Origin of the sequence: Actinomadura sp. NPDC047616 (genome assembly GCF_040642915.1) — a bacterium.
GTDB classification, from domain to species: Bacteria; Actinomycetota; Actinomycetes; order Streptosporangiales; family Streptosporangiaceae; genus Spirillospora; species Spirillospora miaoliensis.
Genome location: NZ_JBEYTB010000013.1, coordinates 248745 through 269316, shown reverse-complemented (window position 1 = coordinate 269316; position 20572 = coordinate 248745). Strand labels below are relative to the sequence as shown.

The following is a 20572-nucleotide window of genomic DNA, read 5'->3' as shown; positions in this document are numbered from 1 at the left end:
CGCCCCGCCCCGACGGCGGTGCCGCCACAAGAGTAATGTCGGTGACCTGAGCATGATCCGATACGAGGGAAGGGAAACGCAGGTGCTCGCTAACCTTCTGCGCCCCAGGACCACGGTCTCCGCGCACTGCGACCTGCCGTGCGGCGTCTACGACCCGGCGCAGGCGCGCATCGAGGCCGAGTCCGTCAAGGCGATCTGCGAGAAGTACGCGGCCAACGAGGACCCGGTCTTCCGGGCCCGCGCCATCCTCATCAAGGAGCAGCGCTCGCAGCTGGTCAAGGAGCACCTGTGGGTGCTGTGGACCGACTACTTCAAGCCGCCGCACTTCGAGAAGTACCCGCAGCTCCACCAGCTGTTCAACGAGGCCACCAAGCTCGCCGGGGCCGGCGGCACCAAGGGCGGCATGGACGTCAAGACCGCCGAGGACCTGCTCGCCCGCATCGCGGAGATCGACAAGATCTTCTGGGAGACCAAGCAGGGCTGAGCACGGCCCGCGCCGCACGTCACGAGGCCCTGCCCGCCCGGGCAGGGCCTCGCACATTTCCGCGGACGCGGGGAGCACGTGTCACAGAAGATCTCGTCGATCTCCGCGATCGGAACATCCCCGCGTCATGCGGGGCCGAATGTGAACGTTCTATCACTGTTCGTGTCCGGTCGTTCCTGTGACATGGGTGTCTGTAGTGGTCAGGGCCTTGTAACCTTTCCGGTGTGATCCGCCCCGCTGCTCCCGAGGATGTTCCCGCGATCCTGACGCTGGTGCGCAGGCTCGCCGACTACGAGCGCGCCCTGCACGAGGTCAAGGCGACCGAGGACGATCTGCGCGAGCATCTGTTCGGGCCGCAGCCGCGGGTGTTCGCGCATGTGGCCGAGCACGAGGGCGAGGTCGTCGGGTTCGCGTTGTGGTTCCTGACGTTCTCCACCTGGCTCGGCCGTCACGGCATCTACCTGGAGGATCTCTACGTCAGCCCGTCCGTGCGCGGCAGGGGCTACGGCAAGGCGCTGCTGGCGGAGCTGGCGCGCATCGCCGTGGAACGCGGGTACGGCCGGGTCGAGTGGTCGGTGCTGAACTGGAACACCCCGGCGATCGGCTTCTACAAGGCGCTGGGCGCGCAGCCGCAGGACGAGTGGACGGTCTACCGTCTCACCGGCCGGGCACTGGAGGACCTCGGCGGCGGCCGGGCCGGAGGGGAACCGGGTCCCGAAGACGCGGACAGGTGATCCATTTCCCCCGGATGCGGCAAAGCCACGCGCGCCGGAGTCTCGAAGCGGGCCGGTTAGGCGGTAGTTTCGAAAGCAGCGGGACCTACCGCGCAAGGGAGTGACGTGACTGAGGAAACCGCTGCGATGCCGGCCAGTACGAAGGTGTCGCCGCGTGACGCGGTGACCGTGAAGCTGCCCGCCGCGGGCGCCTACCTGTCGGTTCTGCGGACCGCGACGGCGGGCCTGGCGGCCCGGCTCGACTTCACGCTGGACGAGATCGAGGACCTTCGCATCGCCGTCGACGAGGCGTGCGCGATGCTGCTCGCCCAGGCGGTGCCCGGAACCGACCTGACGTGCGAGTTCGAACTGACCGGGGACGCGATGCGCATCAACGTGTCGGTCCTGACCGTGGACGGCCGCGTGCCCAGCCGCGACACCTTCGCCTGGACGGTGCTGTCGTCGCTGGCCGGAGAGGTCGACTCCGAGGTCGGCGCCGACGACCGGGTCACGGTGATGCTGCAGAAGCGCCGCGGCGCGACGGGGGCCCCGTGACGGAGAAGACGACACTTCCGGACGGCGGCGGCGCGGCGGGCGCGAGCGAGCGCCCCGACACCGCGGTGCCCGACCGCGCACGGGCCCGGGCCCTGTTCGAGCGGCTGGCCGAGCTGCCCGAGGGCGACCCGGAGCGCCAGCGCATCCGCGACCAGCTGGTGGAGCTGCACCTGCCGCTGGTGGAGTACCTGGCCCGCCGGTTCCGCAACCGCGGCGAGTGGCTGGACGACCTGATCCAGGTCGCCACGATCGGGTTGATCAAGTCGATCGACCGGTTCGACCTGGACCGCGGCGTGGAGTTCTCCACCTACGCCACGCCCACCATCGTCGGCGAGATCAAACGGCACTTCCGCGACAAGGGCTGGGCGGTGCGGGTCCCGCGCCGGCTGCAGGAGCTGAAGCTGTCGCTGACCAAGGCGATCAGCGACCTGGCCCAGCGCGAGGGACGCGCCCCCACCGTCAGCGAGCTGGCGGCGCACCTGGGGATGAGCGAGGAGGAGGTGCTGGAGGGACTGGAGTCGGCCAACGCCTACTCCACGGTCTCGCTGGACGCCCCCGACTCCGGCGACGAGGACGCGCCCGCGGTGGCCGACTCGCTCGGCATGGTGGACGAGTCGCTGGAGGGCGTGGAGTACCGCGAGTCCCTCAAGCCGCTGCTGGAGAAGCTGCCCGCCCGCGAGAAGAAGATCCTTCTGCTGCGGTTCTTCGGCAACATGACCCAGTCGCAGATCGCCGCCGAGCTGGGCATCTCCCAGATGCACGTCTCCCGTCTGCTGGCCCGCACCCTGGCCCAGCTCCGCGAGGGCCTCACCGCCGACGAGTGAGCGGGAGCTAGCGTTGGGGGGCGGAGCCGGGTTCACCGGCGGCCGCCCCCACGCGCGTTTTCAGCGTTGTTTACCGCCCTGAGGCTTCTTCTTGCCGCTCGGCGCGCGTTTCCGGGGCGCCGTCTCGGCCTTGTCCGCCTGCGGGCCGGCCGTCTTGGCCTTCTCCTGCGGGCTGGACGGCCCGCTGACGCTCTTGTCCGCCGTGGCCTGCTCAACGGAGGTGTCCGCGTCGTCGGCGTCGTCGGAGGGCTCGTGGTCGTGGACGAGCCAGGCCGTGGTGGGCGGGCTGAGCAGGAGCACCAGCGAGGCCACGGCCACCAGGCCCAGCGGGACGGCCAGCCAGTACTGCTCGCTCTGCCACAGCGACCAGGCGACCGGCAGGGCGAACAGCTGGACCAGGACGCTGGGCGAGCGGCTCCAGCCGTCGCCGCGCAGCAGGCCGCGGGCGCAGCCCAGCATGCCCGCGCCGGCGCCGAGCGCGATGACGGTCACGGCGATCGCGGTGACCGGGTCCACGGCCGCGCCGATCACCGTCTCGTAGCCGGTGAACAGGCCGAACCCGATCGCGGTGAGGCCCTCGGCGGCCATGAGGGCGGCGGCGCCGTGCACGGTGTTCAGACGCTTCGACACAACCCGCAACCCTATCCCCGAGCACGGATACGCTGAACGCCGTGCGCGCCATGCTCATCGCCAACCCCAAGGCGACCTCGACCACCCGGCGGGCCCGCGACATCATGCTGCGGGCCTTCACCGGCGACCTGAACGTCGACCTCGCCGAGACGGCGCACCGCGGGCACGCCGTGGAGCTGGCCCGCAAGGCCGCGCACGAGGGCTACGACCGGGTCGTGGTCCTCGGCGGCGACGGCACGGTCAACGAGGCCGTCAACGGGCTGCTGGCCGAGGGGCCGTCCCCGGAGCTGCCCGTGCTGGCCGTGGTGCCGTGCGGCAGCGCGAACGTGTTCGCCCGGGCGCTGGGCCTGCCGGGCGACCCGATCGGGGCGACCCGGCAGGTGCTGCAGGGGCTGCGGGCCGGGCGGCACCGCACCGTGGGGCTGGGCACGGCGCGCCTTCCCGACGGCCCGGAGCGGTATTTCACCTTCAACGCCGGGGTGGGCCTGGACGCGGAGGTCGTCCGTGAGGTCGAACGGCAGCGCGAGAAGGGCAACCGGGCGCACGCGTCCCTGTACGTGCGCACGGCGATACGGCATTTCTTCGCCGGGACGGACCGGAGGCGTCCGGCACTGACCTTGGAACAGCCGGGCCGCCCACCGAAAGCGGGGCTGTTTCTGGCGTTTGTCTCCAACACCTCGCCGTGGACTTTCCTTGGACCGCTTCCGGTGAATCCGAGTCCGCGCGCCAACTTCAACAAGGGCCTGGACGTGTTCGCGCTGCGGTCGCTGGAGGTGGCTCCGGCGTTGGGGACGGTGACGCAGATGCTGCTGGCCCGGACCCGTCCCGTGCAGGGCCGTCAGGTGGTGAACGTGCACGACGCGGCCGAGGTCACGCTGCGGTCGCCCCGGCCGGCGGCCTACCAGCTCGACGGCGACTACCTGGGGGAGACGCCGGCCATCACCTTCCGTGCCGTCCCGAAGGCGATACGCGTGGTCATATGACGCCGGTCACGCACGAGTTAACGGCAAAGCAACACCGCTGAACCACGGATGTGACACATACGACACTCATACTTTGAGAAACGTTTCTCAAAGGTCTTGCGTCCCCCTACGCTGCCCTGACACGCTCAAAGTGCGCCGCGACAGGGGCCCAACGTCGTCAGCCTCCTGTTCGAGTAGCGCCACGGAACAACCACCCCTGAACCCAACCCCCTACTGCGGCTCGGGGTGTTTCGCGAGACATGTGAATCAGTTCACAAGAATGTGGGGGCGATTCCTCCACGCTGACGAAGGAGTGGACCGCATGGACTGGCGCCACCGCGCAGCCTGCCGTGACGTGGACCCCGAGCTGTTCTTCCCGATCGGCAACACCGGGCCCGCGCTCCTGCAGATCGAAGAGGCCAAGCAGGTATGCCGCCGCTGCGACGTCACCGACGCCTGCCTGCGCTGGGCGCTGGAGTCCGGCCAGGACGCCGGCGTGTGGGGCGGCATGAGCGAGGACGAGCGGCGCGTGCTGAAGCGGCGCACCGCCCGCGCGCGTGCCCGCGCCAACGCCCGCGTCTGACCCGGCGCCAGGTCCCCCGTCCGTCTCCCCCGCCGGCGCGCCGCCTCCGAACCTCCCAGCCGGAGAGCATTGCGCGTCCGTAGACTCCAAGCGCCCGTGGCATCGCCACGGGCGCTGGTCTTTTCCCCGGGAAGCGCCTAGATCCCCTGGTCGGGCAGTCCGCCCAGGGACGGCCGCCCGCCGTCGCGCTGCCGTCCGGGGCCGAGGTCCTTCAGGGCAGGACGCGCCGCCACGCCCCGATCCCGCGGCGCGGGGGCGCGCGCTCCGACCTGGTCGAGCGGTATGTCCACCAGCACCTCGGTGCCGCCGCCCGCACGCCGCCCGAACTCCAGCCGTCCGCCCAGCTCCCCCACGATCAGGGTCCGGACGATCTGCAGCCCCAGGCTGTTGCTGCTCTCCACGTCGAAGTCCGCGGGCAGGCCCACCCCGTCGTCGGCGACCGTGACGACCAGCCGCGGCCCGCCCTCGCCCGTCGCCTCCTGCCGCCGCGCGCTGACCTCCAGCGTCCCGAACCGGTTGGACAGGCCGTGCTCCAGGGCGTTCTGCAGCAGCTCGGTGAGCGCCATCGCCAGCGGCGTGGCGACCTCGGCGGGCAGCACCCCGAAGCTGCCGGTCCGCTTGGGCGCCACCCGCGTCTCCGGCGTCGACACCTCCCCCGCCATGGTGATCACGCGGTCGGCGATGTCGTCGAAGTCGATCAGCTCGTCGGGGGTGAGCGACAGGGTCTCGTGGACGATCGCGATGGACCCGACCCGGCGCACCGCCTCGTCCAGCGCGGCCCGTCCCTCGGGGATGCGCAGCCGCCGGGCCTGCAGCCGCAGCAGCGCCGCGACCGTCTGCAGGTTGTTCTTCACCCGGTGGTGGATCTCCCGGATGGTGGCGTCCTTGGTCATCAGCTCGCGGTCGCGCCAGCGCAGCTCGGTGACGTCGCGGCACAGCACGATCGCGCCGATCCTGGTGCCGCCCACCACCAGCGGGATGGTGCGCAGCTGCATCACCGACCCGTGCGCCTCCACCTCCACCTCGCGCGGCGCGCGGCCGCTGAGCAGCGCGGTCAGCGCCTCCTCCAGCGGCTCGCCGGTGTCGCACAGCTGCGTGGTGACCTCGCCGAGTGACTCGCCGACCAGGTCGGTGGGGAAGCCGAGGCGCCGGTAGGCCGACTGCGCGTTCGGGCTGGCGTAGGTGACGCGCCCGGCCCGGTCGAGCCGGATCAGCCCGTCGCCGACGCGCGGCGCGCGCACCAGGTTGGGCTCCTCTCCCGGCACCGGGAACCGTCCCTCGGAGATCATCTGGGCCAGGTCGCTGGCGCTCTGCAGGTACGTCAGTTCCAGGCGGCTGGGGGTGCGGGCCGAGCTGAGGTTGGTGCTGCGCTGGATGACGCCGAGCATCTTCGCGCCGCGCCGCACCGGGATCGACTCCTCCCGGACGGGGATGCCGCTGCCCCACTCCGGGTCGCCCTCGCGGACGATGCGCCGCTCGCGCCAGGCCACGTCGATCAGGCCGCGCCGTCCGCTGCGCACGATCCGGCCGACCAGGTCCTCGGGGTAGGCGGTGGGGCCGGTGGTGGGGCGCATCTGCGCGATCGCCACCCACGACGTCGGCACCGGGCCTTCCGCGGACCGCAGCGGCACCCACAGCAGCAGGTCGGCGAACGACAGGTCCGCCAGCAGCTGCCAGTCCGACACCAGGGCGTGCAGCCATTCCAGGTCGGTGTCGGTGAGGTCGGTGTGGTCGCGTACCAGGTCGGTCAAGGTGGGCACGGCTCCATCATCGCCGATGCCGGGCACCGCCCCGTCCACCCTTGGGCACGCCCCCCATTGACGCGTCCTGGGCACGGGACCTGGCAAAATCTGGTCATGACACGCGATCCCCTGGACCGGCTGCGCGCCGCCGCCGTCCGCCGCGAGCAGGCGGGGCTGCGACGGAGCCTGCGGCCCCGGACCGCCGACCACGACGGGCTCATCGACCTGGCGTCCAACGACTACCTCGGGTTGTCGCGCGACCCGCGCCTGGTCGAGGGCGCGGTCGCCGCGGCCCGCGCGTGGGGCACCGGGTCCACCGGGTCCCGGCTGGTGACCGGCACGACGCGGCTGCACGCCGAGCTGGACGAGCGGCTGGCCGCGTTCACCGGATGCGCCGCCGGTCTGGTGTTCTCCTCCGGCTTCATGGCCAACCTCGGCGCGGTGGCGGGCCTGGGCGGCCCCGGCGTGCTGGTGGTGTCCGACCAGGTCAACCACGCCTCGATCATCGACGCGTGCCGGCTGTCGCGGTCCCGGGTGGTGGTCGTCCCGCACCGCGACGTCGGCGCCGTCGAGGCCGCGCTCGCCGACCGGGAGGAGGAGCACGCCCTGGTCGTCACCGACGCGGTGTTCTCCGTGGACGGCGACCTGGCGCCGCTGCCCGAGCTGCACCGCGCCGCCCGTGCGCACGGGGCGCTGCTGGTGGTGGACGAGGCGCACGCCCTGGGCGTCGTCGGCGACGGCGGACGCGGCGCCGTGCACGCCGCGGGCCTGGCCGGGGAGCCGGACGTGGTGCTCACCCTCACCCTGTCCAAGTCGCTGGGCGCCCAGGGCGGCGCGGTGCTCGGCGCACCCGAGGTCGTCGAGACGCTCGTCGACACCGGACGTTCGATGATCTTCGATACGGGGCTGGCGCCGCCCGCGGTGGGGGCCGTGCTGGCCGCCCTGGACGTGCTGGCGGACGAACCGGACCTGCCCGCCCGCGCCCGCGGCCTGGCCCGCCGGATCGCCGCCACGGCCGCCGGGCTCGGCCTGGAGACCACCGGCGAACCCGCCGCCGCCGTGGTGCCCGTGGTGCTCGGCGAGCCGCAGGCGGCCGTGGGCGCCCAGGAGATCTGCGCGCGGCACGGCGCCCGCGTCGGCTGCTTCCGCCCCCCGTCGGTACCGAAGGGACGCGCGTGCCTGCGGGTCACCGCCCGCGCCACCCTGGACGAAAACGACCTCACAACGCTAGAACGGGCCCTGAAAGATGTCGCCGTCTCGGCCACCCGTACCCTTCACACATAACATCGGGGAAACCGATGATGAACGTGAGGAGAGACCGTGACGGAGGTCAGGGGCGGGCCCCGGCACGGGGGCGGCTACAGAGCCGATCGGGCACCACTCAGCGACATCGGCCGGCACCACTCGGCCAACGCACCGCGCATTCCGAAGTACTACAAGCTCAAGGAACTGCTCGTCGAGCTGATCCAGTCCCTGCCGCCCGGTAGCCCGCTGCCGCCGGAGCGGACGCTCGCCGAGAAGTACGAGACCTCGCGCACCACGGTCCGGCAGGCGCTGGCCGAACTGGTCGTCGAGGGACGGCTGCAGCGCATCCAGGGGAAGGGCACCTTCGTCGCCAAGCCGAAGGTCGCCCAGGAGCTGCAGCTGGTCAGCTACACCGAGGACATGCGGCACAAGGGCCTGCGGCCCGAGACCCGCATCCTGGAGATCGGTTACGTCAGCGCCGACGAACGCATGGCCGGCCTGCTCGGCATCCGGACGGGGGGCCGGGTGCTGCGCATCCACCGGCTCCGGCTGGCCGACGGGGAGGCCATGTCGGTCGACACCTCGCACCTGCCGGCCCGCCGCTTCCCGGGCCTGCGCCGCGAGCTGCCACGGCACCGCTCGCTGTACGAGACGCTGGCCACCGCCTACGACGTCCACCTCGCCGAGGCCGAGGAGACCATCGAGACGGTGCTGGCGACCCCGCACGACGCCCAGCTGCTCGGCGTGGACGTGGGCCTGCCGATGCTGCTGCTGTCCCGGCACGCCGTGGACACCAGCGGCCAGCCCGTCGAATGGGCCCAGAGCCTCTACCGAGGCGACCGCTACAAGTTCATCACCCGGCTCAAGCGGACCTAGAACGATCTCTCCGTACGACTTGCGGTGTGGACCCTCGCCTAACGGCTCGGGCCCACACCGCGCAAGACCTCCCGCCCCACCGCCGGGGGGAGGCGGGGGTGTGGTTGGGGTCAGAGGGTCTGGGAGAGGGCCTTGATGGGCATCTGGAGTTCGGTGAGCAGGGCCAGGTCCTGGGAGGCGGGGCGGCCGAGGGTGGTCAGGTAGTTGCCGACGATGATGGCGTTGATGCCGCCCAGCATGCCGTCGCGGGTGCCCAGGTCGCCCAGGGTCAGCTCGCGGCCGCCCGCGTAGCGCAGGATGGTGCGCGGCAGCGCCAGGCGGAACGTGCCGATCGTCTTGAGCGCCTCGGGGCCCTCCACCAGCGGACGGTCGGCGAACGGGGTGCCCGGACGCGGCGCCAGGAAGTTCAGCGGCACCTCGTCGGGCTCCAGCTCGGCCAGCTGCCCGGCGAACTCGGCGCGCTGCTCGACGGTCTCGCCCATGCCGATGATGCCGCCGCAGCACAGCTCCATGCCCGCCTCCTTGACCATGAGGCAGGTCTCCCAGCGCTCCTCCCAGGAGTGCGTGGTGACCACGTTGGAGAAGTGGGAGCGGGCGGTCTCCAGGTTGTGGTTGTAGCGGTGGACGCCCATCGCGACCAGCTCGTCCACCTGGGCCTGGGTGAGCATGCCCAGCGAGCAGGCGATGTTGATCTCGACGGCGTCGTTGATGGCCTTGATCCCGTCGCGGACCTGCGCCATCAGCCGCTCGTCCGGGCCGCGCACGGCCGCGACGATGCAGAACTCGGTGGCGCCGGTGCGGGCGGTCTCCCTGGCCGCCTCCACCAGCTCGGGGATGTTCAGCCACACCGAGCGCACCGGGGACTCGAATTTGCCCGACTGCGAGCAGAAGTGGCAGTCCTCGGGGCAGCCGCCGGTCTTCAGGGAGATGATCCCCTCGACCTCGACCTCCGGTCCGCACCAGCGCATCCGTACCTCGTGCGCCAGCGCCAGCAGGTCGGCGATCCGTTCGTCGGGCAGCGACAGGCACTCCAGGGCCTGCTCGGCGGACAGCCCCCGGCCCTCCTCCAGCACCTGGCGGCGGGCGACCTCAAGGATGTCGGTCACGGACCCCTACCTTCCTTCCTGGGTTGACGCGGCGTTCGTGCGCTCTGGGGAGAACATCGGCTCGGAGGACGTCGGGTCGTCAGGGGACGGCGGTGCCCTGGGCGTCGCGGAACGCGGCCGGGTCGAAGGAGCCGCCGAACACCGGGGCCAGCGCGCGGTGCGCGGCCACCAGGAACTCGGCCGGGTCGAGGGCGCCCGCGCCCGCGGGCACCGCCCCGGCCAGCGGCCGGGCCGAGATCGTCTCCAGGTCCGGCACGTTGCTGCGCATCGCCAGGTCCGGCTTTTCGGGCCACTCCCCGATCACCACGCCGGCGGGCTGCACGCCGCGGTGCGCCATCGCCTCCAGGGTCAGCGCGGTGTGGTTGAGGGTGCCGAGGTCGGGCCGGGTCACCACGACGGCGGGGGCGCCCAGCCAGCGGGCCAGGTCGGCGACGGTGGTGCCCTCCTCGTCGTAGCGGACCAGCAGCCCGCCCGCGCCCTCCACCAGCACCAGGCGGCGGGTCTCGGCCAGCTCGCGGATGCGGCCCGCGACCTCGGGCAGGGCCACCGGCGGCAGCCTGGCGCGGCGGGCGGCCGCGGCCGGGGACAGCGCGTCGGGAAAACGGGCGAACTCGTGCAGATCGTCCACGCCCGCCAGGCGCCGCACGACGTCCAGGTCGCCGGGTTCGCCGGGCGACACGCCGGTCTGCGCGGGCTTGACCACGGCGACCGACGACCCGCGGGCGGCGGCCAGCGCGGCCAGCGCCGCGGTCACGATCGTCTTGCCGACGCCCGTACAGGTTCCGGTCACCACGAGCACACTCACGACCGGCACCCTAGCGCGGGCCGCTCCGGCGGCGCGCTCGCCGAATTCCACAGTCTTGGCCAGGGGAATTTGTACGCGGGTTCGCGCGCATGCCCCCGGAATGCCCTGGAATCCCCCGGAACCCGGCGGTGGCGCACCGCGTCCAACCCCCATGGCCGGGCTCACACGCGCGACGGGGGCCGCGACGGCGCTGGCGGGGACGATCGTCCTCGCCGCCTGCGGCTCGAACGTCGACAAGGTGACGGACCAGACCTCACCCCCGCCGTCCTCCACCGGGGCAGCGACCGCCGAACCCTCTTCCGGCGAACGGCTCGTCCTGCGCTGGCGGCGGACCGGAGGCATCGCCGGGTTCGGCGGGCCCGGCGCCCTCCCCGACTTCTCGCTGTACGGCGACGGGCGCGCGATCTTCGTCCCGGACGGCGGCGACCGGCGCGCCACCGAGTACCGGCTGAGACCGGACGCGCTGCGGCGGCTGCTCGACCAGGCCCGCGCGGCCGGGCTCGACCGGTCACGCACGATCGCCCCGGACGAGCAGGTCATGGACGCCCCGGTCCTGGAGATCACCATGGGGGCCGCGCGCACCCGGGTGGTCATGCCCGAGGAGCACGACGGTCCGGTGACGCGGTTCCAGAAGCGCCTGTATCCGACGGGCTGGGCGGAAGGGGACCAGGCGGGGCCGGGCCGCCCGTACCGTCCCGCCCGGGTGGCGGTGCTGGCCGGACGGTTCGGCGCGGACGTCGGATCCGGCGACGGCCAGGGCGTGAAGACCTGGCCGCTGGCACCGCTCGACCGCGGCGAGCGGGTCGCCGGAGGGCTGTGCACGGTGCTGACCGGCCGCGACGCCGCCACCGCCGAACGCCTCGCCGCGTCCGGCTCCTCCGCCACCCCCTGGCGCAGCGGCGCGCACCTGTACTCCGTCCGCTTCCGGCCGCTGCTGCCCGACGAGACGGCCTGCGCCGACATCGCCCGCCCCTGACCCCGCGCATACCCTGGGCGCGGATCCGATCTACCCAGGGAGCACCATAGGTGTCAGAAACGTCGGTTGTGCATGGCCCGGTGACGGTCCGGACCGCCCGTCCGGACGAGCACGACCTCGTGGGCGAGCTGACCGTCGAGGTCTACGTCGGCGGCGGGCTGGTCGCGCCCGACTCCGGGTACGTGCCCGAGCTGCGCGACGCCCGCGCCCGCGCCGCGCACACCGAACTGCTCGTGGCCGAGATCGCCGGCGAGGTGGTGGGCGCGGTGGCGTACTGCCCGCCCGGCAGCCGGTACGCGGCGGTCGCCGGCGCGGACGAGGCGGAGTTCCGCATGCTGGCCGTCGTGGAGCGGGCGCGCGGCCTGGGGGTGGGCCGCGCCCTGGTCGAGGCGTGCCTGCACCGCGCCCGCGCGGCGGGGCTGCGCGGGCTGCGGCTGGTCACGCAGCACAACATGCCGGTGGCCCACCGCATGTACGAGCGTATGGGCTTTCGCCGGACGCCCGAGCGCGACTGGTCCCTGGACTCCGGGAAACGGCTGCTCACCTACCACATGCCGCTGTGACGCGCATGCCGCCGCGCGTCCGCCGGGGCGCCGGGCGCCGCGAGGGGTCAGGCCGAGGCGAGCGTGCCGTGCTCGGCGCAGCGGGCCGTCCAGCCCATCGGCGTCACCTGGACCACCATCCGGCGACGGCACCGGGTGCAGTAGCGCGGCGGCTCCATCAGCCGGGCGGCCCGGCAGTCGCGGTGGTCGCCCTCCGCCGCCGGGGCGCCGCAACGGTCGCAGTACGTCTCCACGGTGCGAGCGTATTACTCGATGACGGCGATCAGGTCGCCCTCCTGGACGACCTGGCCCTCGGTGACGGCCAGCTTGGCGACCGTGCCCGGCTCCTCGGCCAGCACCGGGATCTCCATCTTCATCGATTCCAGGATCACCAGGGTGTCGCCCTCGTTCACCTGGTCGCCCTCGGCGGCGGTCACCTTCCACACGTTCGCCACCATCTCGGCGTGCACGTCGGCCACGACGGTTCCTTCCTTCGATGTGCCAGGGATGAGTTCGGCGGACGCGCCCGGAGCCGGGCGGGCGCCGCCGCAGGTCGACGGGTTGCGCACCGCGAGACGCGGCGCGGGGGGTACGGCGCGGTGGGCGGCTAGCGCTCCCGCATCCGGCCGACGAGCCCGGTGTCGTAGGACCCGTCGGCGAACTCCGGATGGTCGAGCAGCTCGGCCAGGAACGGCAGGTTGGTCTTGGGGCCCTCGATGCGGAACGCCCCGACCGCCGCCCGCGCCCGCCGGACCGCGTCGTCCCGCGTGTCGGCGTGCACGCACAGCTTGGCCATTAGCGGGTCGTAGTGCGGGGTGACGGTGTTGCCCTCGGCGTACCCGGCGTCGATGCGGATGCCGTCGCCGACCGGCTCCTCCCACACCCTGATCTCGCCGGGGCCGGGCAGGAACCGCACCGGGTCCTCGGCGTACACGCGCAGCTCGATCGCGTGGCCGCGCGGCTCCACCGCGGTGAACGACACCGGCTCGCCCGCCGCCACCAGCAGCTGCTGCTCGACCAGGTCGATGCCGGTGACCAGCTCGGTGACCGGATGCTCCACCTGCAGCCGGGTGTTCATCTCCAGGAAGAAGAAGTCCTTGGTGGCCGGGTCGACCAGGCACTCCACGGTGCCCGCCCCGCGGTACCCGATCGCCTCGCCCGCCCGTACCGCCGCGGCCAGCATCCGCTCGCGCAGCTCGCCGGCGACGCCCGGCGACGGGGTCTCCTCGGCGACCTTCTGGTGCCGGCGCTGCACCGAGCAGTCCCGCTCGCCCAGCGCCACCACGGTGCCGTCGGCGAGCCCGAGGATCTGCACCTCCACGTGCCGGGCCCGCTCCACGTACCGTTCCAGCAGGATGTCGGCGCTGCCGAAGAACCGCTCGGCGCGGGTGCGGGCGGTCTCGAACGCCGCGCGCAGGCCCGCCTCGTCGCGGACGGCGGCCATGCCGATGCCGCCCCCGCCCGCCGCGGCCTTCACCATCACCGGGTAGCCGATGCGCTCGGCCTCCTCGGCGGCGGTGTCGGCGTCCGGCACCGGCTCCCACACGCCGGGCGCCACCGGGACGCCCGCCTCCTTCATCAGGTTCCGCGCGTTGATCTTGTCGCCCATGCGGGCGATCGCCAGCGGCGGCGGACCGATCCAGACCAGGCCCGCGTCGATCACCTGCCGGGCGAACGCGGCGTTCTCCGACAGGAACCCGTACCCGGGGTGGACGGCCTGCGCGTTGGTGCGGCGCGCGGCCTCCAGGATGCGCGGGGCGTCCAGGTAGCTGCGCGCGGGCTGCGGCGGCCCGATCAGGATGGCCTCGTCGGCCTCGGCGACGAACGGCAGGTCGGCGTCGGCCTCGGAGTACACCGCGATGGCCTTCAGGCCCATCGCACGCACGGTGTGGATGATCCGGCTGGCGATCTCACCGCGGTTCGCCACGAGCACGGACTCGAACACCAGGGGGTTCTCCTTCCACCTGTACACCTGTACACGCGACGGCGCGCCGGAACGGACGTGGCCGACCCTAGTCCGCGCGCGGGCGACGCGTCCGGGCGCGCGAGCGACAAATACCAGCCGGTAGTTTTGTCCGCCGCCCCCTATGTCCCCTACGTCCGGCTACCGGCCGCGACACGTCCGGCGACACGCGCGGCGAACACGTGCGGCGGGTGGGCGGGGCGCGCTACGAGCGGAGACGGCGGTCGACGACGCGGCTGAGCGCCTCCACCACGGCGGGGTCGTACTCCGACGCCGAGTCCAGCCGCAGCCGTTCCAGCACGGCGGCGCCCCGGTCGCGGTCGGAGGAGTCGCCGACCAGGTCGTCGTAGGCGTTGGCGACCTTGATGATGCGGCTGGCCAGCGGCGGCGGCACCGGCCGCTCCACGCCGTCGTCGGCGCCGGCCGGCTCGCCCTTGCTCCGCCGGGAGGTGTGGGAGGCCGTCCCCTCGCCGGGGGACGCGGCGGTGCGGTAGGGGTGCGAGGAGAGCCGGACGATGTGCGCCACCCGGTCCAGCACCCCGGTCTGCTTGATCACCTCGGCGCCGAGCTCGGCGATGCGGCGCTGCTCGGTGGGCGAGGCCAGCACGGTGGCGCCGCCGGGGATCGGGTCGCCGAGCGACAGCTGGCCGATGTCGTGCATGAGGGCCGCGTACTCCAGCTCCAGCAGCTCCTCCTCGCACATGCCCAGCTCACGGCCCATGCCCACGGCCAGCCGCGACACCCGCCGCGAGTGCCCCGTCTCGACGTAGCCGCCGACCTCTGTCACCCGCGACAGCGCCCGCACCGTCTGCAGGTACGTGGCCCGCACCCCCGAGTAGCGGCGGAAGGCGAACTGGGTGACCAGGATCGGCGCGGTGAACACCGCCAGCGCCACCGGCCCGAGCACGGTGGTGGCGACCGCGATGAGCATGGCGGTGGCGCTGGTGGCCGCGCACAGCGCCATCTTGGCGCGGATCTCGTCGCGCAGCGCGATGCCGAACCGGGCCCGCACCGTCTCGGCGCGGATCCACGCCGCGACCACCACGTCGGTGAAGCAGGAGATCACCACGGTCAGGCACATCGCCGCCAGCAGGAACTGCCAGTCCAGGTCCAGTGACAGCAGGGGGCGGAAGCACAGCGCCACCACCGCCACGGTGAACAGCCGCCGCGCCATGGCGTCCGGCCGCGGCATCCGGCCGACCGCGGCGTGCGGGAGCGAGCCGACCAGCATGCCGGCCGCGGTCACCGCCACCACCTGCAGCGGCGAGTGCAGCGCCGGGTGGACGCCGAGCAGCGCCCCGGGCGGGGCGTTCTCGGGGCCGACGCCGACGAGCAGGGCGTACCCGAGGGCGCCCGCGGTGGCGACCGGGGCGACCTCGCGGTTGCCGGGCATGACCATGCGGAACAGCTCGCCCAGCGCGATCAGCACCCCGAAGAGCACCGCGACGTCGGGCTGTTGCAGGCCGACCGTGGTGACCCGGGTGACGGCGACGGCCACGCAGAGCCCGGCGGCGGCGATGACCAGCAGCTTCCCGGAGTCGACGTTCTGCCAGGCGCTCCGGGGGTGGTGGGCGCTCACGGGCCCCTACCGCCGCGCGCCGTCCCCGGCGACCCGGATCGGGGCGCTGGGATCGTCGTGGTCCTGCTGGGTGGTCTCCACCACGTCGTCGTCGGGCAGCACCACGGGCTTGGGCGGGTCCCAGCCGTCGCGTTCCAGCGCGCGCAGGAACGCGTCGACCATCACCGGGTCGAAGTGGTCGCCCGCGCACTTGCGCAGTTCGCCCACCGCCTTCTCGATACTGAGCGCCGAGCGGTAGGAGCGGGTGGACGTCATCGAGTCGAACGCGTCGGCCACCGAGATCACGCGGGCGAACTCGGGGATCTCGTCGCCCGCCAGGCCCATGGGGTAGCCGGTGCCGTTCATCTTCTCGTGGTGGTGCATGATCCCGGCCAGCGCCTCGTCCAGGAAGCCGATCTCACGGACGATCTCCAGCCCGCGCATCGGGTGGAGCTGGATCGCGGCGAACTCCTCCTCGGTCAGCGTCCCGTTCTTCTGCAGCACCTTGGTGGGGACGCCGAGCTTGCCGACGTCGTGCAGCATGCCCGCGTAGCGGATCGCCTCGACCCGGTCGGCGCGCATGCCGATCTCCTGGGCGATCATCACCGAACCGCGGGACACCCGTTCGGAGTGGCCGCGGGTGTAGTAGTCCTTGGTCTCCACCGCCTGGCACAGCGCGGCCAGCGTCGCGGCGTGCGCCTGCTGCTGGGCGTGGGTCTGCTCCAGCGCCCACCGGGCGATGAACAGCGGCAGCAGCACCAGCACCGCCGCGAACGTGCCGACGTGCTGCCACAGGCCCGCGATGAGCAGCCCGAACATGCCGTAGCCCAGGCAGCCCACCGACAGCTGGCCGCTCTCGCGCAGCAGCTCGCGCGGCGCCGCCTGCTTGGACAGCAGCAGGATGCCGGCCATCAGCAGCAGGTTGACGCCGACGAAGGTGACCAGGGCGCCGAGGAACGGGACGATGACCTGCTCGACCCAGTCGGCCTGGCCGAAGCGGGGCGGGCTGCCGCCGAGCGCCTCGAACACGGTGCCCGCGGCGTACCCGCACAGCGCGAACTGGGCCCCGTTGAACAGCCGTTTCACCGGCGCGAACAGCCGCTGTCCGGTGACCACGGCCGACAGGCCCAGCAGCGCGGCCCCGGCGGGACCCAGGAGCACCACCGACGCCAGGCTGGCGGCGAAGCTCAGCGAGACCCGCGCGCGTTCGACGTTGAGCAGCGCCGGCGCCGAGTCGCAGATGAGGAACAGGGCGGCCAGCACCGCCAGCTTCGACCAGTCCAGCTCGCGGAACGACGACGTCGCGATGAGCCCGGCCGCCAGGGCGACCACGCCGCAGACGTACGCCCAGGCAGCCAGTGGTAGTCCACGCATTGCCGCACCTTCGGAAACGGAACGTGGGGCCGCCGCCGGGGCCGGTGGTGCCGGTGCCCACCTAGACCCAGGACACGCCCTCGGGCATCCTCAGCGACGACGCCGAGGCGCCCCGGTCTCGACTGAGCCCGGCCGTCCTCACACGCTTGAGCATGGCATTCGCCTCCCCCCGTGAACCGGCCCCGAGCGCCCGGGCGAGCGCGAGGACCCGGCCGCCGGGGCATGCGAGTGCTCCCGTCGCTGATTCCGGCACAAGCCTAACGTGAGCGGCGCAGGTCACACAGGCATGCGGCGAATCGTGAGCAAAGCGTGAACTAATCGTCACCTTAGGTGATCCGCACCTCAGGCGCTTCCTGCGGCCACCCGCTCGCGCGCCCACGCGGCGGTCGCGGCGAGGCCGTCGCGCAGCGGCACGCGCGGCCGCCAGCCGAGGGCCCGTTCGGTCGCCGCCGGGTCGACGGCCATCGCGGGCAGGTCGCCCGGCCGCGGCGGCGCGAACGCGGGGTCGTCCGGCGCGCCCACCGCCTCGGCGACCAGGGTGTGCAGCTCGCGGTCGGTGGTCTGCAGGCCGGTGCCGACGTTGAACCGGCCGCCGCCGCCCGCGTCCCCGGCGGCGCGGGCGAACGCGTCGACCACGTCGAGCACGTACACGTAGTCGCGGGTCTGGGTGCCGTCGCCGAACACCCGGGTCGGCCGGCCTGCAAGCAGCGCGTCGGTGAAGATCGAGACCACCCCGGCCTCGCCCTCGGGGGTCTGCCGCGGCCCGTAGACGTTGGCCAGCGTCAGGATGGTGAAGTCCAGGTCGTGCAGCGCCCGGTACGTGCGCAGGTAGACCTCGCCGGAGACCTTGGACGCGGCGTACGGCGAGGCGGGCCGCAGCTCGGCGTCGGGCGGGACGGGCAGCGCGTCCGGCACCCCGTACACCGCGCAGCTGGAGGCGAACACCACCTTGCGGGCGCCGCCCGCGCGCGCGGCCTCCAGCACGTTGGCGGTGCCCAGCGCGTTGGTGCGCGCGTCGTGCAGCGGGTCGGCGACGCTGGCGCGCACGCTGACCTGCGCCGCCAGATGGCAGATCACCTCGGGCCTTCGGGCGGCGACCCGGCCGGCGAGCGCCGGGTCGGCCACGTCCATGCGCCAGATCTCCACGTCCGCGCGCGCGTTGCGGCCCGAGGAGAAGTCGTCGACGCCGATGACCTGGTGGCCGTCGGCGAGCAGCCGGTCGACCAGGTGGGAGCCGATGAATCCGGCAGCGCCGGTGACGAGTACGAGCACGCCGGAAACCCTAGATCAGTCGGCGGCCTGTTTCTCGGCTTTGCCGGCCGCCTGTTTGCCGGCGGCCCCGGCGGCCCGGGCCTCGCCGGCCTCCCCGGCTCCCTCGGCCTCCTTGAGCTCCCCGCACAGCTGCTCGATGCGTCCCATCACCTTGGCCCGCAGGTCGCCGGGCACCGGCTCGCACCCGCACGACTTGCCGACCAGCTTCTTGACGGCCTCCTCCAGGCCGAACTCGCGCAGGCACGGCCCGCACTCGTCCAGATGCTGCTGCACCTCGCCGCAGCCCCTCTGGTCGAGCTCGCCGTCCAGATAGGTGTAGACCCTGGCCAGCACTTCGCTGCACGGCGTGTCGTGGTGGTCGCCACAGCTCATGACGATCCCTCCCCCGCCCGGGTCAGCCCGCGCTCCCGGGCGTAGTCCTCCAGCATGCCGCGCAGCTGCCGCCGCCCGCGGTGCAACCGGGACATCACCGTGCCGATGGGCGTGCCCATGATCTCGGCGATCTCCTTGTAGGCGAAGCCCTCGACGTCGGCGAGGTACACCGCGATGCGGAACTCCTCGGGGAGGTCCTGCAGGGCCCGCTTGACGTCGGTGTCGGGCAGGTGCTCCAGCGCCTCGGCCTCGGCCGACTTCAGGCCGCTGGAGGTGTGCGACTCGGCCCGCGCCAGCTGCCAGTCCTCGATCTCCTCGGTGGCCGACTGCTGCGGCTGCCGCTGCCGCTTGCGGTAGGAGTTGATGAAGGTGTTGGTGAGGATCCGGTACAGCCACGCCTTGAGGTTGGTGCCCTCCCGGAACTGGTGGAAGGACGCGAACGCCTTGGCGAAGGTCTCCTGGACGAGATCCTCCGCGTCGGCGGGGTTGCGCGTCATGCGCAACGCGGCCGAGTAGAGCTGGTCCAGGAACGGGAGCACGTCGCGCTGGAAGCGCTCCTGCCGCTGCTCCACGGTCTCGGTGGCGTTCGAACGCGCCGGGGCCCGCGTCTCCTGCGCCCCGTTCCCCTGTGACGGGCGGCTCAGGCGCTCCTCGCTCCGCTGTCGCTCCGCTGCGGCCACCTGACCACCCCCTTCGTCCGTGATGGCGCCTTTGGCGGCGCCGTACGCCACAGACGATATAGGGCCGCGCAGCCGGACCGGACCATAGGGGGCGTTCCGCGGCGGCTGCACCGCGGCGTCCCCCGGATGCTCGGCAACGGCCGTGGTCATCGAGCAGCACCTCCGCTGTACGGATCGTTGTCGGTCCCGTACGGCACGCCCAGTGGCCCTTTTCGCGACGGTTTCGGTCGTCTCGCGGGTCGGAGGACGCCCGTACGCGGACGGTTGTGAGACGGTGCAACGCACGGACCGGCGCGTCGATTCCCGGGTAGGACGAATCCCGGGGACCACGGAGGGTGACGCGCGGCACCCACGGGGAAGAAGTCCACATAGAGGGCGAGAACAGGAGCAAACCGTTGCTACCGCTGCCGGCGCAACCTCCCGAACCCAGCGTCGCGGATCTGCGTGCCGCGCCGGGCGACGGCCGGTCCCTGGCGCTGTACTGGACGTTCTACTGGGCGGTCGCGGCGGCGCAGCTGGCCCGCTGGCTGCCGCGCCGGCCGTCGCTGGTCCTGGACATCTCGGGGGGACGCACGGGCAGCGCGGCGCAGGCGGCCGCCGCCGGCCACACCGTCCTGGAGATGCTCGACCCGCTGGTCACCCCGCCGGGCGGGGACGGCGGGGACACCGCCGACGGCCGGGTGAACGGCACGGCGGCGCCGCGGCTGCGCCCGCCCCCGGCCCCCGACCTGGCGGGCCCGCCGCCCGCCATGGCCTCCGCCGACCCGCGCCGCGGCGGCCGCGCCCCGCGCCGTTCGGCGGCGGGCGTGGCGCGCCGCGTGATCGCCGACTCCGGGTCGCTGGCCTGCCTGCGGGACGCCAGCGTGGACGCGGTCGTCGCCGAGGACCGCGCGCTGTCGCGGCATCTGGTGACCGAGTCGACGGTCGCCGAGATCGCCCGGGTGCTGCGTCCCGGCGGCCGGGTGCTGCTGTCGGTCGACTCACTGACGCTGGGCATGGCGCTGCTGGCCGAGCAGAGCCGCTGGGCGCACCTGTCGGACGTGCCGAGCGCCGAGGTGCTGCTCGTCCCGTGGCCGGACGGCACGATCACCCGCTGCTTCTGGGTCGACCAGCTGCGCGAGCTGCTCACCGACGCGGGTCTGGAGGTGGAGTGGATCAGGCCGCGCACGGCCCTGTCCCCGTCCACCGTCGAGCACGTGCTGGCCGGCACCCCGCGCGCGCTGGCCCGCCTGGTCCGCACCGAACTGAGCGCCCCCGTCCGCGACGACTCCCTGGGCGTCCATCTGCTCGCCAGCGCCCGGCGGGTGTGA

The 20572-nt window shown here is 73.0% G+C and carries 23 protein-coding genes; 11 read left to right on the top strand and 12 right to left on the bottom strand.

Going from position 1 to position 20572, the window contains the following annotated elements:
- Positions 1-82: 82 nt before the first annotated feature.
- From sodN to ABZ801_RS29160, 4 genes are all read left to right on the top strand, one after another.
- Positions 83-484, top strand: a complete 402-nt coding sequence (gene sodN / locus ABZ801_RS29175) for a superoxide dismutase, Ni (protein WP_344953142.1) — start codon at positions 83-85, stop codon at positions 482-484.
- Positions 485-708: 224 nt separating this feature from the next.
- The gene (locus ABZ801_RS29170; RefSeq protein WP_360703684.1) at positions 709-1218 is read left to right on the top strand and encodes a GNAT family N-acetyltransferase; all 510 of its coding nucleotides are present in this window, start codon (positions 709-711) and stop codon (positions 1216-1218) included.
- Between the two features lie 105 nt (positions 1219-1323).
- Positions 1324-1752: an anti-sigma factor gene (locus tag ABZ801_RS29165; RefSeq protein ID WP_344953138.1), complete on the top strand. Its 429-nt coding sequence runs from the start codon at positions 1324-1326 to the stop codon at positions 1750-1752.
- Between the two features lie 92 nt (positions 1753-1844).
- A complete protein-coding gene (locus ABZ801_RS29160; RefSeq protein ID WP_067907127.1) occupies positions 1845-2576 on the top strand; it encodes an RNA polymerase sigma factor SigF in 732 nt (243 codons plus the stop codon).
- A 60-nt stretch (positions 2577-2636) separates the two neighbouring features.
- On the opposite strand, the gene ABZ801_RS29155 is transcribed toward ABZ801_RS29160, so the two are convergent.
- Positions 2637-3206: a hypothetical protein gene (locus ABZ801_RS29155; RefSeq protein WP_360703681.1), complete on the bottom strand. Its 570-nt coding sequence runs from the start codon at positions 3204-3206 to the stop codon at positions 2637-2639.
- A gap of 50 nt (positions 3207-3256) precedes the next feature.
- Between ABZ801_RS29155 and ABZ801_RS29150 the strand changes: the two genes are divergently transcribed.
- Both ABZ801_RS29150 and ABZ801_RS29145 read left to right on the top strand, forming a co-directional pair.
- Positions 3257-4189: a diacylglycerol kinase family protein gene (locus tag ABZ801_RS29150; protein ID WP_360703722.1), complete on the top strand. Its 933-nt coding sequence runs from the start codon at positions 3257-3259 to the stop codon at positions 4187-4189.
- 301 nt (positions 4190-4490) lie between these two features.
- Positions 4491-4751 (top strand): WhiB family transcriptional regulator, encoded by a 261-nt coding sequence (locus tag ABZ801_RS29145; RefSeq protein WP_344953134.1) that lies wholly within the window; start codon positions 4491-4493, stop codon positions 4749-4751.
- A 137-nt stretch (positions 4752-4888) separates the two neighbouring features.
- On the opposite strand, the gene ABZ801_RS29140 is transcribed toward ABZ801_RS29145, so the two are convergent.
- Complete coding sequence (locus tag ABZ801_RS29140; RefSeq protein WP_344953132.1) at positions 4889-6511, bottom strand: PAS domain-containing sensor histidine kinase; 1623 nt, start codon at positions 6509-6511, stop codon at positions 4889-4891.
- Positions 6512-6607: 96 nt separating this feature from the next.
- Here ABZ801_RS29140 and ABZ801_RS29135 point away from each other — a divergent pair, with 96 nt between their 5' ends.
- The gene (locus tag ABZ801_RS29135) at positions 6608-7777 is read left to right on the top strand and encodes an 8-amino-7-oxononanoate synthase (RefSeq protein WP_360703677.1); all 1170 of its coding nucleotides are present in this window, start codon (positions 6608-6610) and stop codon (positions 7775-7777) included.
- Between the two features lie 36 nt (positions 7778-7813).
- Positions 7814-8614 (top strand): GntR family transcriptional regulator, encoded by an 801-nt coding sequence (locus ABZ801_RS29130; RefSeq protein WP_344953128.1) that lies wholly within the window; start codon positions 7814-7816, stop codon positions 8612-8614.
- Positions 8615-8724: 110 nt separating this feature from the next.
- On the opposite strand, the gene bioB is transcribed toward ABZ801_RS29130, so the two are convergent.
- Positions 8725-9720, bottom strand: coding sequence for a biotin synthase BioB (gene bioB / locus ABZ801_RS29125; protein WP_360703674.1), 996 nt, complete (start codon positions 9718-9720; stop codon positions 8725-8727).
- Positions 9721-9799: 79 nt separating this feature from the next.
- The gene (bioD, locus tag ABZ801_RS29120) at positions 9800-10525 is read right to left on the bottom strand and encodes a dethiobiotin synthase (RefSeq protein ID WP_360703671.1); all 726 of its coding nucleotides are present in this window, start codon (positions 10523-10525) and stop codon (positions 9800-9802) included.
- Between the two features lie 151 nt (positions 10526-10676).
- Here bioD and ABZ801_RS29115 point away from each other — a divergent pair, with 151 nt between their 5' ends.
- Both ABZ801_RS29115 and ABZ801_RS29110 read left to right on the top strand, forming a co-directional pair.
- Positions 10677-11501, top strand: coding sequence for a hypothetical protein (locus ABZ801_RS29115; protein ID WP_360703668.1), 825 nt, complete (start codon positions 10677-10679; stop codon positions 11499-11501).
- A gap of 80 nt (positions 11502-11581) precedes the next feature.
- Positions 11582-12064: a GNAT family N-acetyltransferase gene (locus ABZ801_RS29110; RefSeq protein WP_360703666.1), complete on the top strand. Its 483-nt coding sequence runs from the start codon at positions 11582-11584 to the stop codon at positions 12062-12064.
- 47 nt (positions 12065-12111) lie between these two features.
- Here the strand turns inward: ABZ801_RS29110 and ABZ801_RS29105 are convergent, their stop codons facing one another.
- The 8 genes from ABZ801_RS29105 to ABZ801_RS29070 form a co-directional block, all read right to left on the bottom strand.
- A complete protein-coding gene (locus ABZ801_RS29105; RefSeq protein ID WP_344953118.1) occupies positions 12112-12297 on the bottom strand; it encodes a hypothetical protein in 186 nt (61 codons plus the stop codon).
- Positions 12298-12309: 12 nt separating this feature from the next.
- Positions 12310-12522 carry a biotin/lipoyl-binding carrier protein gene (locus ABZ801_RS29100; RefSeq protein ID WP_344953116.1) on the bottom strand — a complete coding sequence of 71 codons (213 nt, stop codon included), beginning with the start codon at positions 12520-12522 and terminating at the stop codon, positions 12310-12312.
- Positions 12523-12650: 128 nt separating this feature from the next.
- Positions 12651-13988: a biotin carboxylase N-terminal domain-containing protein gene (locus ABZ801_RS29095; protein ID WP_360703662.1), complete on the bottom strand. Its 1338-nt coding sequence runs from the start codon at positions 13986-13988 to the stop codon at positions 12651-12653.
- 223 nt (positions 13989-14211) lie between these two features.
- The gene (locus ABZ801_RS29090) at positions 14212-15585 is read right to left on the bottom strand and encodes an HD domain-containing protein (protein WP_344953112.1); all 1374 of its coding nucleotides are present in this window, start codon (positions 15583-15585) and stop codon (positions 14212-14214) included.
- A gap of 6 nt (positions 15586-15591) precedes the next feature.
- Positions 15592-16938, bottom strand: a complete 1347-nt coding sequence (locus ABZ801_RS29085; RefSeq protein ID WP_344953110.1) for an HD-GYP domain-containing protein — start codon at positions 16936-16938, stop codon at positions 15592-15594.
- Positions 16939-17280: 342 nt separating this feature from the next.
- Positions 17281-18210 (bottom strand): NAD-dependent epimerase/dehydratase family protein, encoded by a 930-nt coding sequence (locus ABZ801_RS29080; protein WP_360703658.1) that lies wholly within the window; start codon positions 18208-18210, stop codon positions 17281-17283.
- A 15-nt stretch (positions 18211-18225) separates the two neighbouring features.
- Positions 18226-18582 carry a mycothiol system anti-sigma-R factor gene (gene rsrA / locus ABZ801_RS29075; protein WP_360703655.1) on the bottom strand — a complete coding sequence of 119 codons (357 nt, stop codon included), beginning with the start codon at positions 18580-18582 and terminating at the stop codon, positions 18226-18228.
- On the bottom strand, positions 18579-19154 hold the full coding sequence (locus tag ABZ801_RS29070; protein WP_344953494.1) for a sigma-70 family RNA polymerase sigma factor: 576 nt from the start codon (positions 19152-19154) through the stop codon (positions 18579-18581). Before ABZ801_RS29070 ends, rsrA begins: the two co-directional genes overlap by 4 nt.
- Positions 19155-19657: 503 nt before the next feature.
- Here ABZ801_RS29070 and ABZ801_RS29065 point away from each other — a divergent pair.
- On the top strand, positions 19658-20572 hold the full coding sequence (locus ABZ801_RS29065) for a methyltransferase domain-containing protein (RefSeq protein WP_360703652.1): 915 nt from the start codon (positions 19658-19660) through the stop codon (positions 20570-20572).